Consider the following 14,143-nt stretch of genomic DNA (forward strand, 5'->3'; position numbering starts at 1 on the left):
TCTTGTTATCGATAACAGTAAGCATCAACAGAGTTCGATCCCTGCGCCACGCCGGCTCTGATCTGCTCCTCTCCGTCGAGGGTCGAACGATCTCCGGGACTTGGCGGAGGGTGCTGTTAGCGATCACATCACTGGTCCGGCCGAGGCGCCGACCAGTGTGCGGCTGCCGGTGGAGAACGTCCGGCACCTCAGGCCAGCGAAGGAGGATCATGATTTCCATTGGACAGGTTCCACGGGGAGCACCACGCCGGCGCGGGAGATTGTCACTACTCGGCGCGGCCGTGGTGGCGGTGGTGGTCGGTGCGGCACTCGCCGCCGTCGCCCCGTCGCCGGCCTCCGCGGCGACAGTGGACACGAACGCGTGGTACGTGTTGGTGAACCGCAACAGCGGTAAGGCTCTGGACGTCTACAACCTGGCGACGAACGACGGTGCGCGGATCACGCAGTGGACCCGCAACAACGGCAACCAGCAGCAGTGGCAGTTCGTCGACTCCGGTGGTGGTTACTACCGGGTGAAGTCGCGGCTGTCGAACAAGGTGCTGGACGTCTCGGGCTTCTCGACCGCCAACGGCGGCAGCATCGTGCAGTGGAGCGACACCAATGGCACCAACCAGCAGTTCCGGTTGGCCGACTCCGACGGCGGCTACGTCCGGCTGGTCAACCGCAACAGCAACAAGGCGATGGAGGTGCAGGGCGCGTCGACCGCCGACGGTGGCAACATCGTGCAGTACGACGACTGGAACGGCACCAACCAGCAGTGGCAGTTCGTCCGTGTCGACGGGGGGACCGACCCCACGACGCCGCCCCCCACCACGCCGCCCCCGTCGACCGGTACGTACTCGAACCCGGTCGTCTGGCAGGACTTCGCCGACGTCGACATCATCCGGGTGGACAACGCCTACTACATGTCGGCGTCGACGATGCACTACTCACCCGGTGCGCCGGTCCTGCGCTCCTACGACCTGGTGAACTGGGAGTACGCCGGCCACTCCGTGCCCAAGCTGGACTTCGGCTCGAAGTACGACATGAGCGGCGGCAACGCGTACGTCGACGGGATCTGGGCGTCGACGCTGAACTACCGGCCGAGCAACCGGACGTACTACTGGGCCGGGTGCATCGACTTCGCGCAGACCCACATCTACACCGCGTCGGCTGTCGACGGCACGTGGAGCAAGCACACCACGATCCCCAACTGCTACTACGACGCGGGGATGCTCATCGACGACAACGACACCATGTACGTGGCGTACGGCAACAGCACCATCAGCGTGGCGCAGTTGTCCGCCGACGGGAAGTCCCAGGTTCGGGCCCAGCAGGTGTACCAGACGCCGTCGAGCATCGGGACGCTCGAGGGCGCCCGCTTCTACAAGCGCAACGGCGCCTACTACATCTGGCTGACCCGGCCGGCCAACGGCCAGTACGTGCTGAAGTCGACGAACGGCCCGTTCGGCCCGTACGAGCAGCGTCAGGTGCTGCTCAACCTGCCCGGCCCCATCTCCGGTGGCGGCGTGCCGCACCAGGGCGGGTTGGTGCAGACCCAGAACGGGGACTGGTACTACATGTCGTTCGTCGACGCGTACCCCGGTGGTCGGATGCCGGCCATGGCCCCGATCACCTGGACCGGCGACGGCTGGCCGGTGCTGCAGACGGTCAACGGCACCTGGGGCAGCTCGTACCCGAAGCCGAACCTGCCCGCGCCGCCCCGGGCGGTCAAGCCGCTCACCGGCACCGACACGTTCGCCGGCACCACACTCGGCCCGCAGTGGGAGTGGAACCACAACCCGGACAACAGCAAGTGGTCGGTGAACAACGGGCTGAACCTGCAGACCGCGACCGTCACCAACGACCTGTACAAGGCCCGCAACACGTTGACCCACCGCATCCAGGGCCCCACCTCGACGGCGACGATCGAGCTGGACTACTCCACCATGCGTGACGGTGACCGCACCGGCCTGGCCGTGCTGCGTAACTCGTCGGCCTGGATCGGAATCCGACGGGACAACGGGTCCACCCGGCTGGTCATGCAGAACGGCCTGACGATGGACGGCAGCTGGAACACCACCAGCACCGGCAGTGAGGTGGCGAGCACCGCCGTCTCCGGTGGCCGGATCTGGTTGCGCGCCAACGCCGACATCAGACCCGGCTCCGGCCGGCAGGCACGCTTCTCGTACAGCACCGACGGGGTCAACTTCACCTCGTTCGGCAACGCCCTGACGCTTGCGAACAACTGGCAGTTCTTCATGGGCTACCGATTCGCCATCTTCAACCACGCGACGCAGGCGCTCGGTGGCGCTGTCACCGTGCGGCGATTCGACCTGACCACCCCGTGACACCAGTCACACGACGATCGCTCTGACCGGTGGCGCTGGCACCGCAGGCCCGACGGCATGTGACGCCCGCGCCACCGTCTCAGGTCCTCGCCGGCCTGCTCGACGCTCTGTCCAGGAGCGAGGGCAGGCCGGCGTACGACATCGCGACGGTGGCCCCGCCCCGGTCGGTCGGGGGCGGCGGGTGGGCACCGCGTCGTACGGCGTCGGCACGTCGTGCAGTCCCCGCACCTCCGTGCCGTGTTCAGGGCCGTCGCTGGCGTAGACTGTCGGCGATCCAGCGCTGGTCACCTGGGATTCAGCACCGGCGTGGTGACTGAGCGAGGGGGATCGGGCCGGGCCGCTCCAGTCGACGTCGACGGGCCGCGGGCCGGAGATGTAGTGGGGGGAGTGAAATGGCCGTCCACGGTCCCGCGATGACGGACGTTGCTCGTCTCGCCGGTGTCTCCCATCAGACGGTGTCGCGGGTGCTCAACGGGCACCCCAACGTCCGTGAGCAGACCCGACTTCGGGTGCGCGCGGCGATCGCCGAACTCGGCTACCGCCCCAACGGCGCGGCACGTGCCCTGGTGACCGGTCGATCGCAGGTCATCGGTGTGGTCGCACAGAACACGACGCTCTACGGCCCGGCGTCGCTGCTGGCCGCCCTGGAGCAGACCGCCGCCCAGGAGGGTTTCGCGGTGAGCGTCGGCAGCGTGCGAAACCTGGACCACCGTTCCATCTCGGCGGCCGTCGAGCGGCACCTGTCGCACCGGGTGGCAGGCATCGTCGTCATCGCCCCGGTCGAGTCGGCCGGTGAGGCGCTGGAGCGCTTGCCCAAGGACGTCCCGCTGGTCACTGTCGACGGTGATCCGAGCCGGCCGGTGCCGTTGGTGACTGTCGACCAGGTGGCGGGCGCCCGGGCGGCGACGCAACATCTGCTCGACGCCGGGCACCGGACCGTGTGGCACGTCTCCGGGCCGACCGACTGGTTCGACAGCGTGGGCCGGATCGACGGCTGGCGGCAGGCGTTGCTGGCCGCCGGGCTGGATCCGCCGCCGCCGATGCCGGGGGACTGGTCCGCGGCATCGGGTTACCGGTGTGGGCAGATGTTGGCGCGGATGCCCGAGGTCACCGCCGTCTTCACAGCGAACGACCATCTCGCGCTGGGTGTGCTGCGGGCGCTTCACGAGTTCGGTCGACGGGTGCCGCACGAGATCAGCGTGGTCGGCTTCGACGACGTGCCGGAGGCGGCGTACTTCATCCCGCCGTTGACCACCGTCCGACCGGACTTCGACGCGGTGGCGCGGGCGAGCCTGCAGATGCTGCTGTCCCAGATCGAGTCGGGCACCGCTGGGGCGCTGCGGCAGACCGTCGCCCCGGCTCTGGTCTCCCGCGACAGCGTCGCCCCGCCTCCTCGCTGACGGCCGGCCCCCCACCACCATCCACCCACGGGGACGCGGCCGGGCCGGCGATTCCCGGCTTCACGGTCGATAAGACGTGACTCGATGGGTTGCGCTCTGTGACCAATCGATGCCTGGCGATACGAACTCGTGCAGGTATTGAACCTCGTGAAATGTCGCCGTAACATGATGGGCGTCTCTGTTAACGCTAACAAAAATTGGCGTACAACTATTGGCGCACCGACCAGCGATCAATGTTACGGGCGGGCGCCACCGACGAGGAGGCTCGATGAACCGCATTACCCGAGGTCGGCGCTGGGGGAGCGCACTGGCGGCCGGAATACTGCTCGCCGGCGCACTCGTCGGCCTTCGCGCCCCGACGGCGCAGGCACTCGACAACGGCGTGGCGCGTACTCCGCCCATGGGTTGGAATTCGTGGAACTCGTTCGGCTGCAACATCAACGAGGCGTTGATCCGGCAGGCAGCCGATGCGATCGTCAGCAGCGGCATGCGGGACCTGGGCTACCAGTACGTCGTGGTCGACGACTGCTGGTTCAACCCCAACCGGGACAGCTCCGGCAACATCCAGGGCGACCCGACCCGGTTTCCCAGCGGAATGAAGGCCCTCGGCGACTACCTGCACGCCCGCAACCTCAAGTTCGGCCTCTACCAGGTCCCTGTCGACAAGACCTGCGCGCAGTACTTCGGCTCCTACCCCGGCGCCACCGGCAGCCGGGGCCACGAGGCGCAGGACGCGCGCCAGTTCGCCGCCTGGGGTGTCGACTTCCTCAAGTACGACTGGTGCTCGCCGGAGGGCAGCATCAACGACCAGGTGACCACCTTCGCCAAGATGCGTGACGCGCTGGCCGCCACCGGTCGACCGATCGTCTACAGCATCAACTCGAACAGCATCCACGCCAAGACCGGCCCGCAGCGCAACTGGGGCGACGTGGCGAACATGTGGCGAACCACCGAGGACATCACCAACGCGTGGGACACCGGCCAGAGCAACGGTTACCCGATGGGCATCCAGAACATCATCAACGTGACGGTTCCGCTGGCGTCCTATGCGAGGCCGGGTGGGTTCAACGACCCGGACATGATGGAGGTCGGTCGGGGCGGCATGAACGACACGGAGATGCGCAGCCACTTCGCGATGTGGGCGATGATGGCGTCTCCGCTGATCGCCGGCAACGACGTGCGGAACATGAACGCCGCGACGCAGACCATCCTCAAGAACGCCAACCTGATCGCTGTCAACCAGGACTCGCTCGGGTTGCAGGGGACGCAGGTGTCGTTCGACGGCACCCGCCGGGTGCTGGCCAAGCGGCTCGCCAACGGTGACGTCGCGGTGGCCCTGTTCAACCAGGGCGGCTCGACGACGACGATCTCGACCACGGCCGCGGCCGTCGGCAAGTCCGGCTCGTCGTTCACGCTCGTGGACGCCTGGACCGGTGGCACCAGCACCAGCAGTGGGACCATCAGCGCCAGCGTCCCCGCGCACGGCACCGTGGTGTACCGGGTCAGCGGAGGCGGAACGACTCCTCCGACGACGCCGCCGCCGACCACGTCGAGCGCGTACGCCAGCGCCGCCTCCGGCCGCTGCCTGGACGTGCCGAACAGCAACACGACGAACGGTACGCAGCCGGTCATCTGGGACTGCAACGGCGCCGCCAACCAGCGCTGGACCAGCAGCGGTCAGACCCTGCAGGCCCTCGGCAAGTGCCTGGACGCGCCGTCGAACGCCACGGCCGGCTCCAAGGTGCAGATCTGGGACTGCAACGGTGGGACGAACCAGCAGTGGACCGTCAACGCCAGCGGCACGATCAGCAACACGCAGACGGGGCTCTGCCTGGACGTCAACGGCAACGCCACGGCAAACGGCACCACGGTGATCCTCTGGACGTGCACCGGAGCGGCCAACCAGCGGTGGTCGCAGCGGTAGCCGACCGGGTTGCCCGACCGCCGAGGTCGCGCCGACCCACCTGATCCGGCGGTGGTGCCCGATGCCCGCGGACGACAGACGTCGTCCGCGGGCATCGGTCTGTAGAGTGCAGCGGACGACCACGCTGAGTTGCCGCGTCCTGCCCTTCCGGTGGATCGGCCACCTGGCTACGCTCACGTGGATGCTCCGTTACGAGACCGTGACACCGGTATTTCGAATCTGGTGTTGACGCAATCTATGTGAGCGCTAACACTACCCGAAAGATGACACTTGGCCCCGGCAGTCGGCGGGGGAGTCCAGAGAGGAGAAGCCCGTGGGCAGGAAATTCCTGGTTGCTCTCGGCGGCGCGGCACTCGCGCTCAGTTTGGCGGCGTGCAGCGGCGGGGGTGCGGGCAGCGGTGAGAAGAGCGGCGACGAGAAGCCCAGCGATCTGACCATCGGTGTCTCGATGCCGACCCAGACGTCGGAGCGGTGGATCGCCGACGGCAACGCGGTGAAGTCGAAGCTTGAGGCCAAGGGCTACAAGGTCGACCTCCAGTACGCCGGCGACGACATCCCCACCCAGTCGCAGCAGGTCGACCAGATGATCACCCAGGGTGCGGATGTCCTCATCCTCGCGGCGATCGACGGCACCGCGCTCAGCAGCCAGCTTCAGGCCGCCGCGGCCGCGAAGATCCCGGTCATCTCCTACGACCGACTGATCCGTGGCAGCAAGGACGTGGACTTCTACGTCAGCTTCGACAACTACAAGGTCGGCGTCGCCCAGGGCACCGCGCTGCTCGTCGGCCTCGGCCTGCTGAACAAGGACGGCTCGAAGGGCACCGCCAAGGGGCCGCTGAACGTCGAGCTCTTCGCCGGGTCGCTGGATGACAACAACACCCAGTACTTCTTCGGCGGCGCGATGGACACGCTGAAGCCGTTCATCGACAACGGGACGCTCGTCGTCAAGTCCAAGCAGACCACCCCCGAGCAGGTAGCCATCCTGCGGTGGCAGCAGGAGACCGCGCAGAAGCGGATGGAGAACCTCCTCACCTCCAGCTACAACGACGGCTCGAAGGTCGACGGGGTCCTCTCGCCCTACGACGGCATCTCCCGCGGCATCATCACCGCCCTGCAGAACGCCGGCTACGGCAAGGGCGCGAAGAAGCTCCCGGTAGTGACCGGCCAGGACGCCGAGATCGCCTCGATCAAGCTGATCAACGACGGCGTGCAGAGCTCCACGGTCTTCAAGGACACCCGACTGCTTGCCGAGCAGGCCGTGAACGCCGCCGAGGCGTTCCTGCAGAAGAAGCAGCCGCAGGCCAACGACACCAAGACGTACAACAACGGCGTCAAGGTCGTTCCCGCGTACCTGCTCCCGATCGCGACCGTCTACAAGGACGACATCAAGGCGACGCTGATCGACTCCGGCTACTGGACGGCGGAAGAGGTCGCCGCCGGTCAGGCCAAGAAGTAAGCCACTCGTCGGGCCCGGCGGTCACCCGCCGGGCCCGACGCCTGGGCGCGTACCACGTCCAGACCTGACGGAGGACAGTGACAATGGACGACACCATCCTCGAGATGCGTCGCATCACCAAGACCTTCCCCGGCGTGATCGCGCTGGAGGACGTCACCCTCGCAGTGCGCCGCGGGGAGATCCACGCCATCTGTGGTGAGAACGGCGCCGGCAAGTCCACCCTGATGAAGGTGCTGTCCGGCGTCTACCCGTCCGGCTCGTACGACGGTGAGATCCTCTTCGACGGCAAGCCGATGCAGTTCCGTGGCATCCGCGACAGCGAGGCCAACGGCATCGTCATCATCCACCAGGAGCTCGCCCTGGTGCCGTACCTGTCGATCGCGGAGAACATCTTCCTCGGCAACGAGCGGCGCGGCCGCACCGGGCTCATCGACTGGAACTTCGCCAACGCCGAAGCGGCGAAGCTGCTGGCGTCCGTCGGGCTGCACGAGAACCCGGTCACCCCGGTGATCCAACTGGGTGTCGGCAAGCAGCAGCTCGTGGAGATCGCCAAGGCGCTGTCGAAGAAGGTGCGCCTGCTCATCCTGGACGAGCCGACCGCCGCACTCAACGACATCGACTCGGCGCACCTGCTCGACCTGTTGCGGGCCCTCAAGGAGCAGGGCATCACCTGCATCATGATCTCGCACAAGCTCAACGAGATCACCGCCATCGCCGACTCGACGACCGTCATCCGTGACGGGCGCGCGGTGGAGACCGTCGACATGACGTCCGACGACGTGAACCAGCAGCGGATCATCCGAGGCATGGTCGGTCGCGACCTGGACAGCTTCTACCCCGACCGCGAGTCGTCTCCCGGTGACGAGGTCCTCCGCATCGAGGACTGGACGGTGCGGCACCCCGTCCAGGACCGGATGGTCGTCGAGAACGTCGGCCTGTCCGTCCGCGCCGGTGAGGTCGTCGGCATCGCTGGCCTCATGGGGGCCGGGCGGACCGAGCTGGCCATGAGCGTCTTCGGCAGGTCCTACGGGCGCGACATCCGGGGCCGACTCTTCGTCCACGGTCAGGAGGTGCAGGCGCGCACCGTCGCCGAGGCGATCGACAACGGCATCGCCTACGTCACCGAGGACCGCAAGCGCTACGGGCTCAACCTCATCGACGACGTGCGGCGCAACGTGTCCGCCGCCGCGTTGGACCGGCTGTCCCGCCTGGGCTGGGTGAACGGCAACGAAGAGATCAAGGTTGCCGAGACGAGCCGCAAGGAGATGAACATCCGGACGCCGAGCGTCATGGCGGTGGTCGGCAAACTCTCCGGCGGAAACCAGCAGAAGGTGGTGCTGTCGAAGTGGCTCTTCACCGACCCGGACGTGCTGATCCTCGACGAGCCCACCCGCGGCATCGACGTCGGCGCCAAGTACGAGATCTACACGATCATCAACCGGCTGGTGGCCGCCGGTAAGGCGGTGATCGTCATCTCCTCCGAGCTGCCGGAGTTGCTCGGAATGTGCGACCGCATCTACACCCTCGCCGCTGGCCGGATCACCGGCGAGATGCCGGTGGCCGAGGCGACTCAGGAGAGCCTCATGGAGCTGATGACCAAGGACAAGGAGCTCGTCGGATGACAAGCATCAAGACCCCTTCGACGGAGCGCCCCACGCCACCGGACAGCCCACCCGCCGCCGCCCTGCACAGCGGGACGAGCGACCTGCGGGCGCTGGTGTTGAACAACCTGCGGCAGAGCGGGATCTACGTCGCCCTGGTCGTCATCGTCGCGCTCTTCGCGGTCCTGACCGACGGGGTGTTGCTGAGCCCCGGCAACATCACGAACATCGTCCTCCAGTACTCGTACATCCTGGTCCTCGCGATCGGTATGGTCATCCTGATCATCGGCGGGCACATCGACCTGTCGGTCGGATCGGTCGTCGCGCTCACCGGAGCGGTCTCCGCCGTCCTGGTGATCCAGCAGGGTCACCCGTGGTGGATCGGCGTCGTCGCCGCGCTCGTCGTCGGCGTCGCGGTCGGCGCGTGGCACGGGTTCTGGGTGGCGTACGCCGGCATTCCGGCCTTCATCGTGACCCTGGCCGGCATGCTGCTGTTCCGGGGCCTGACACTGCGGGTCCTCGACAACATCTCGCTGTCGCCGTTCCCGTCGGAGTACCAGCAGGTCGCGGCGGGCTTCCTCAACGGCCTGCTCGGCGGCGACGGCTTCGACGCCTTCACGTTGCTGATCGGTGCGATCGCCGTTGCCGGGTACGCGGTGAGCGGCTTCCGCACCCGCGTGGCGCGCATCCGCTACCAGCAGCCCGTCGAGTCGTTCCCGCTCTTCGTCGCCCGGGTCGTGCTGGTGGGCGCGGTCCTCATGTACTTCGCCTGGCAGTTGGCGCACGCCCGAGGGCTGCCGATCGTTCTGATCATCCTGGCGGTCCTGGTGCTGGTCTACGGCCTGCTCACCAGGCGTACGGTGTTCGGTCGCCAGGTCTACGCGATCGGCGGCAACCTGTCGGCGGCGGCGCTGTCCGGGGTGAAGGTCCGCACCGTCAACTTCTGGATGTTCGTCAACATGGGCTTCCTGGCGGCGGTGGCCGGCGTCATCTACTCGTCGCGGTCCAACGGCGCACAGCCGGCGGCCGGCAACATGTTCGAGCTGGACGCGATCGCCGCCGCCTTCATCGGCGGCGCGGCGGTCACCGGTGGCGTCGGCACCGTGGTGGGCGCGATGGTCGGTGGTCTGATCATGGCGGTGATGAGCAACGGCATGCAGCTGATGGGCATCGACCAGTCGACCCAGTCGGTGGTCAAGGGTCTCGTCCTGCTCGTCGCGGTCGCCTTCGACGTCTACAACAAGCGTCGGGCCGGCACCGCCCGCTGACGCCCGAACCCACACGACAGTGGCCCCTGACCGTGGAACGGTCAGGGGCCACCGTCGTCAGTGAAACCCCACCCCGCGATCTTGCACTTTGTGTCGACGTCATGCGGCTTTTGTGGGCAGAGGCCGCGACACAAACTGCAAGATCGACGGGGCCGTGCGGGATAGGACCTGGGGGTTAGTGGCAGTTCGCCGTGCCGGTGTCGGTGTAGGTCTGCCCGGCTACCGGAACGAACTGCCAGTCGTAGCTGCTGGAGTGCAGGGTGAACTTCAGGACACCCCACGCCGAGCTGTTGCGGGCCTCGCTGTTGGGCTGGATGGTGCCGAAGCCGTAGTGGCTGGCGCCGCCCATCCCAGCGACGAAGCTGCGCAGACCCCGGCTGGAGTCGGCGCCGCCGGCCGGGTTCATCGCCGCGAACCGCTCGTACACGTGGTTGTGTCCCCACACCACGACGTCGGCGTTGTAGTCGTAGAGGGCCTGGTACAGCGGACGCGTCGACGTCGACGGCGCGTGGTCGGAGCTGGACGTGAACAGCGGGTGGTGCCAGTACGCGATGGTGCACGGCTTGCCGCTGGCGGCCAGGTCCGCGCGCAGCCACTGCTCCTGGGTGGAGCCGGCCGACATGCTGACGTTCGAGTTCAGCGAGACGACGTGCCAGTTGCCGAGGTCGTACGAGTAGTACCCCCGACCGCTCGGGCCGGCTGACGATCCGAAGTAGTTGTAGTAGCCGGTCGCGCCCGACGTGTTGTAGTCGTGGTTGCCCGGCGACGGGCGGGTGCGCGACTTGTGCCGGCCCCAGGTGGGCTCGTAGTAGCTGGTGAACTGCGACGCCGTTCCACTGTCGTAGACGTTGTCACCGGTGGTGAAGACAGTGCCCGGGATGGAGTCGAGCAGCGTCGCGGTGGCGCTGTCGCCGGAGCCCGAGTCGGCGATGTCACCGGCGCCGACGAAGACCGGGTCGCCCGACGGGGGTGGCGTGGTGCTCCCGGTGGTGACCACCAACTGCGGGGCGTCCGCGCCACTCTCGCGGGTGTCGTAGTAGGCGCCGTCGCCGCTGGCCGAGGTGGCACCGAAGCTGTACGTGCCGTTGCCGGTGACCGCGGCCGTGACGTCCACCTCGTACCAACTGTTGCCGCTGACCGCGCCGATCGTGCCGAGCGTGGCCCCGTCGATGGCCGGCTGGTTGTTCCAGGTGGTGCCGGTCTCGGACCAGGTCGTGTTCGACATCCGGCGGAACGTGCCACCGGCGTCGCTGCCACTGTTGCCGCTTATCGTGCGCAGCCGCAGCTTGGCGCTTGTCACGGTGCCACTGACACCGCTCACCGTGAAGCGGAGGAACGAACGCCGCACCGGTGAGTTGTCGACCACCACCTGCGTGGACGTGCCGTAGTTGGTGGCGGCCGTGTCGCTCTGGACGTAGGTGTCGGCGACCGGCGTGAACGTCACGCTCGCCGCCGATGCCGCTACCGATCCGGTGAGGACGACGGCGGCGCTGGCGACAACGACCACCGCGACCGTTCCCACCGTCAGCCGTGGGCGGGCGATTCGAATGTCCATCCAGGACCCCTTCTCTGCGGGTGGAGAGCGCAAGGAATGTAGGAAGGCCGATGAACCGGCGCGCTGCCGCCAGATGAACAGTACGCTCAACCAACGAAACTCCTCGATGTTTGTCGCCTGTTCATCCGTCGCATGTCTGGCTGACGCCCACTGTCCCTTGCGGCCCCTCCGGCCCGGTCGCCACGATGGCTGACCGTCAGTCGTCGACCCGAGGAGATGCGCGTGTACCTGTCGACCGTCTCCCGGCCGGCCGGCGAGGAGCCCGGCCCGGGGCCACGGCGCCGACGGTTCGCATTGGTCAGCGGCAACGTCGTCGCTCTCGGCACGGTCAGCCTGATCACCGATGTGTCGGCCGAGATGGTGGCCGCCGTGCTGCCCCTCTACCTGGTGCTGGGCCTGCACCTCAGCCCGGTGGCCTTCGGCGTCCTCGACGGCGTCCACACCGGCGCGACGGCGCTGCTGCGGGTCGTCGGCGGATTCGCCGCCGACCGGTTCCGGCGGCGCAAACTGATCGCCGGCATCGGCTACACGCTCTCGGCGGTCGCGAAGCTCGGTCTGCTGCTCGCCGGCCGGTCGATCCCGGCGATCGGCGCCGTCATCGCCGTCGACCGCATCGGCAAGGGTGTCCGCAGCGCGCCGCGCGACGCGCTGATCACGCTCTCCACGCCACCCGAGGCGCTGGGTCGGGCGTTCGGGGTGCACCGGGCGATGGACAGCGTCGGGGCGTTCCTCGGGCCGCTCGCCGCGTTCGCCGTCCTGCTCGTCGTCGGGCAGTCCTACGACGCGGTCTTCGTCACCAGCTTCTGTATCGCCGCGCTCGCCGTTGTCGTGCTCGTGCTCTTCGTCCGGGAGCGACCACCGGGCGCGGCATACGGCGGCGAGGCACCCGACGGCGAGGCACCGAACGACCCGAAAGTCTCCGTGCGCGAGGCGTTCGGCCTGCTGCGCGGCGGACCCGCCCGTCGGCTGGTGCTGGCCGCCGCGATGCTCGGGCTGGCCACCATCGGCGACGGCTTCGTCTACCTGTTGCTGCAACGCCGGGAAGACCTCGGTCTGCGCTGGTTTCCGCTGCTGGCGGTGGGGACCAGCCTGGCCTATCTGCTGCTCGCCGCCCCGCTCGGCGTACTCGCCGACCGGATCGGCCGACTGCCAGTGGTGATCGGCGGATACACCGCCCTCGGCGCGACGTACCTGCTGCTGGCCGGACCGGTCGACGGTTGGCCCCTGATCGCGCTGACGCTCACGTTGTACGGCACGTTCTACGCGGCCACCGACGGCGTGCTCATCGCGCTCGCCGCCCCGGTGCTGCCGACACGCCTGCGGACCACCGGAATCGCTGTGGTGCAGACCGGGCAGGCGCTCGCGTACCTCGTCTCGTCGGTGCTGTTCGGTCTGGCCTGGCAGGCGTGGGGGCCGGAGAACGCGATCCGCGCGGCCGCCGTCGCGGTCGCCGGTGTCCTGGTCGGCACGCTCCTCCTGCTGGCTCCGCCGTCCCGTCTGAATTCCCGGAAGGTTCCCCGATGACAGCGATGTCGAACCGAGCGAAGCTCGGCGTGGTGCTCGCCTCGGCCGTGCTGCTGGGCAGTGTGGCGGCCGGGTACGTGGCAGTGGCCGCGGAACCCGCCCCGGCGCCGCCGCCCGCCGCCGGCGACCAGGCGGTCACCCTGACCCCCGGCCCGCGCCTGCTGGCCGTCACCGACCGGCACGTCTCCACAGTTGCCGCGACCGATCCCGCCGGGCCGCGCACCGTCGCCGCCCTGGAATGCCTTCGGGTGTACGCCGCCGCCGGCACCGGTATCTGCCTGAAGCCGGAGACGGCGTGGTCGTACCAGATGGTCGTGCTCGACGCGGCGCTGCGCGAGACGCGGGTGGTGAGCGTGCCGGGACTGCCGAACCGGGCCCGGGTCTCGGCCTCCGGCCGGATGGTCTCCTGGACCACGTTCGTCGGTGGCGACTCGTACACCTCAAGTGGCTTCTCCACCCGCACCGGGATCCTCGACACCCGCTCCGGGGCCGCAGTGGCTTCGCTCGAGGCGTTCGCGATCACGCGGGACGGCCGGGCCTACCGCAACGCGGACGTCAACTACTGGGGCGTCACCTTCACCGCCGACGACAACCGCTTCTACGCGACGATGGCGACCGGGGGTAGGAGGTATCTCGTCCGGGGTGACCTCGCCGCCCGCACTGTCGAGACGCTGAAGGAGAACGTCGAGTGCCCGTCGCTGTCCCCGGACGGCACCCGGCTCGCGTTCAAGGAGGCCATCGACGCCGACCCGGCGAAGGGCTGGCGGCTGTCGGTCCTCGACCTGGCCACCATGCGGGTCACCGCGACCGCCGAAACCCGTAGCGTCGACGACCAGGCCGCGTGGCTGGACGGTGGGAAACTCGCCTACACGCTGCGGAAGGACGACGGCCAGCCCGACGTCTGGAGCGTCCCGGCGGACGGGGCCGGCACGCCGACGCTGGTGATCCCCGGAGCCGAGTCGCCGTCGCCCCTCACCTGACGGAACCGGTCCCGGGCCGGCGGCCCGGACACCTGAACGCCTTGGCGCGGACAGCATTCCGTCATGTGGGATTCCGCCGAGCACCCATCGCCGTTCATCGACGTT

Annotated in this window: 9 protein-coding genes; 8 read left to right on the forward strand and 1 reads right to left on the reverse strand. The window is 68.3% G+C overall.

Annotation, left to right across the window (positions count from 1 at the left end):
* Positions 1-209 precede the first annotated feature (209 nt).
* From ABZ406_RS06600 to mmsB, 6 genes are all read left to right on the forward strand, one after another.
* On the forward strand, positions 210-2,330 hold the full coding sequence (locus tag ABZ406_RS06600; protein ID WP_357756375.1) for a family 43 glycosylhydrolase: 2,121 nt from the start codon (positions 210-212) through the stop codon (positions 2,328-2,330).
* 413 nt (positions 2,331-2,743) lie between these two features.
* Positions 2,744-3,730 (forward strand): LacI family DNA-binding transcriptional regulator, encoded by a 987-nt coding sequence (locus ABZ406_RS06605; RefSeq protein ID WP_357756377.1) that lies wholly within the window; start codon positions 2,744-2,746, stop codon positions 3,728-3,730.
* A 268-nt stretch (positions 3,731-3,998) separates the two neighbouring features.
* The gene (locus tag ABZ406_RS06610; protein ID WP_357756379.1) at positions 3,999-5,654 is read left to right on the forward strand and encodes a ricin-type beta-trefoil lectin domain protein; all 1,656 of its coding nucleotides are present in this window, start codon (positions 3,999-4,001) and stop codon (positions 5,652-5,654) included.
* 313 nt (positions 5,655-5,967) lie between these two features.
* On the forward strand, positions 5,968-7,110 hold the full coding sequence (gene chvE / locus ABZ406_RS06615) for a multiple monosaccharide ABC transporter substrate-binding protein (RefSeq protein ID WP_357756381.1): 1,143 nt from the start codon (positions 5,968-5,970) through the stop codon (positions 7,108-7,110).
* An 83-nt stretch (positions 7,111-7,193) separates the two neighbouring features.
* Complete coding sequence (mmsA, locus tag ABZ406_RS06620) at positions 7,194-8,732, forward strand: multiple monosaccharide ABC transporter ATP-binding protein (RefSeq protein WP_357756383.1); 1,539 nt, start codon at positions 7,194-7,196, stop codon at positions 8,730-8,732.
* The gene (gene mmsB / locus ABZ406_RS06625; RefSeq protein ID WP_357756385.1) at positions 8,729-9,979 is read left to right on the forward strand and encodes a multiple monosaccharide ABC transporter permease; all 1,251 of its coding nucleotides are present in this window, start codon (positions 8,729-8,731) and stop codon (positions 9,977-9,979) included. Before mmsA ends, mmsB begins: the two co-directional genes overlap by 4 nt.
* Before the next feature lie 175 nt (positions 9,980-10,154).
* Here mmsB and ABZ406_RS06630 read toward each other — a convergent pair whose 3' ends face one another.
* Complete coding sequence (locus ABZ406_RS06630) at positions 10,155-11,534, reverse strand: DNRLRE domain-containing protein (RefSeq protein ID WP_357756387.1); 1,380 nt, start codon at positions 11,532-11,534, stop codon at positions 10,155-10,157.
* 216 nt (positions 11,535-11,750) lie between these two features.
* Between ABZ406_RS06630 and ABZ406_RS06635 the strand changes: the two genes are divergently transcribed.
* Both ABZ406_RS06635 and ABZ406_RS06640 read left to right on the forward strand, forming a co-directional pair.
* The gene (locus tag ABZ406_RS06635) at positions 11,751-13,058 is read left to right on the forward strand and encodes an MFS transporter (protein ID WP_357756388.1); all 1,308 of its coding nucleotides are present in this window, start codon (positions 11,751-11,753) and stop codon (positions 13,056-13,058) included.
* On the forward strand, positions 13,055-14,038 hold the full coding sequence (locus ABZ406_RS06640) for a hypothetical protein (RefSeq protein ID WP_357756391.1): 984 nt from the start codon (positions 13,055-13,057) through the stop codon (positions 14,036-14,038). The genes ABZ406_RS06635 and ABZ406_RS06640 overlap by 4 nt, the downstream gene beginning before the upstream one ends.
* The last annotated feature ends 105 nt before the right edge of the window (positions 14,039-14,143 follow it).

The sequence above is a fragment of the Micromonospora sp. NPDC005710 genome, assembly GCF_040630995.1.
Taxonomy (GTDB): Bacteria; Actinomycetota; Actinomycetes; order Mycobacteriales; family Micromonosporaceae; genus Micromonospora.

Coding starts and splice junctions, on each gene's coding strand:
- ABZ406_RS06600 (WP_357756375.1), top strand. CDS start 210: ATGATTTCCATTGGACAGGTTCCACGGGGAGCACCACGCCGGCGCGGG.
- ABZ406_RS06605 (WP_357756377.1), top strand. CDS start 2,744: ATGACGGACGTTGCTCGTCTCGCCGGTGTCTCCCATCAGACGGTGTCG.
- ABZ406_RS06610 (WP_357756379.1), top strand. CDS start 3,999: ATGAACCGCATTACCCGAGGTCGGCGCTGGGGGAGCGCACTGGCGGCC.
- mmsA (WP_357756383.1), top strand. CDS start 7,194: ATGGACGACACCATCCTCGAGATGCGTCGCATCACCAAGACCTTCCCC.
- mmsB (WP_357756385.1), top strand. CDS start 8,729: ATGACAAGCATCAAGACCCCTTCGACGGAGCGCCCCACGCCACCGGAC.
- ABZ406_RS06630 (WP_357756387.1), bottom strand. CDS start 11,534: ATGGACATTCGAATCGCCCGCCCACGGCTGACGGTGGGAACGGTCGCG.
- ABZ406_RS06635 (WP_357756388.1), top strand. CDS start 11,751: ATGCGCGTGTACCTGTCGACCGTCTCCCGGCCGGCCGGCGAGGAGCCC.
- ABZ406_RS06640 (WP_357756391.1), top strand. CDS start 13,055: ATGACAGCGATGTCGAACCGAGCGAAGCTCGGCGTGGTGCTCGCCTCG.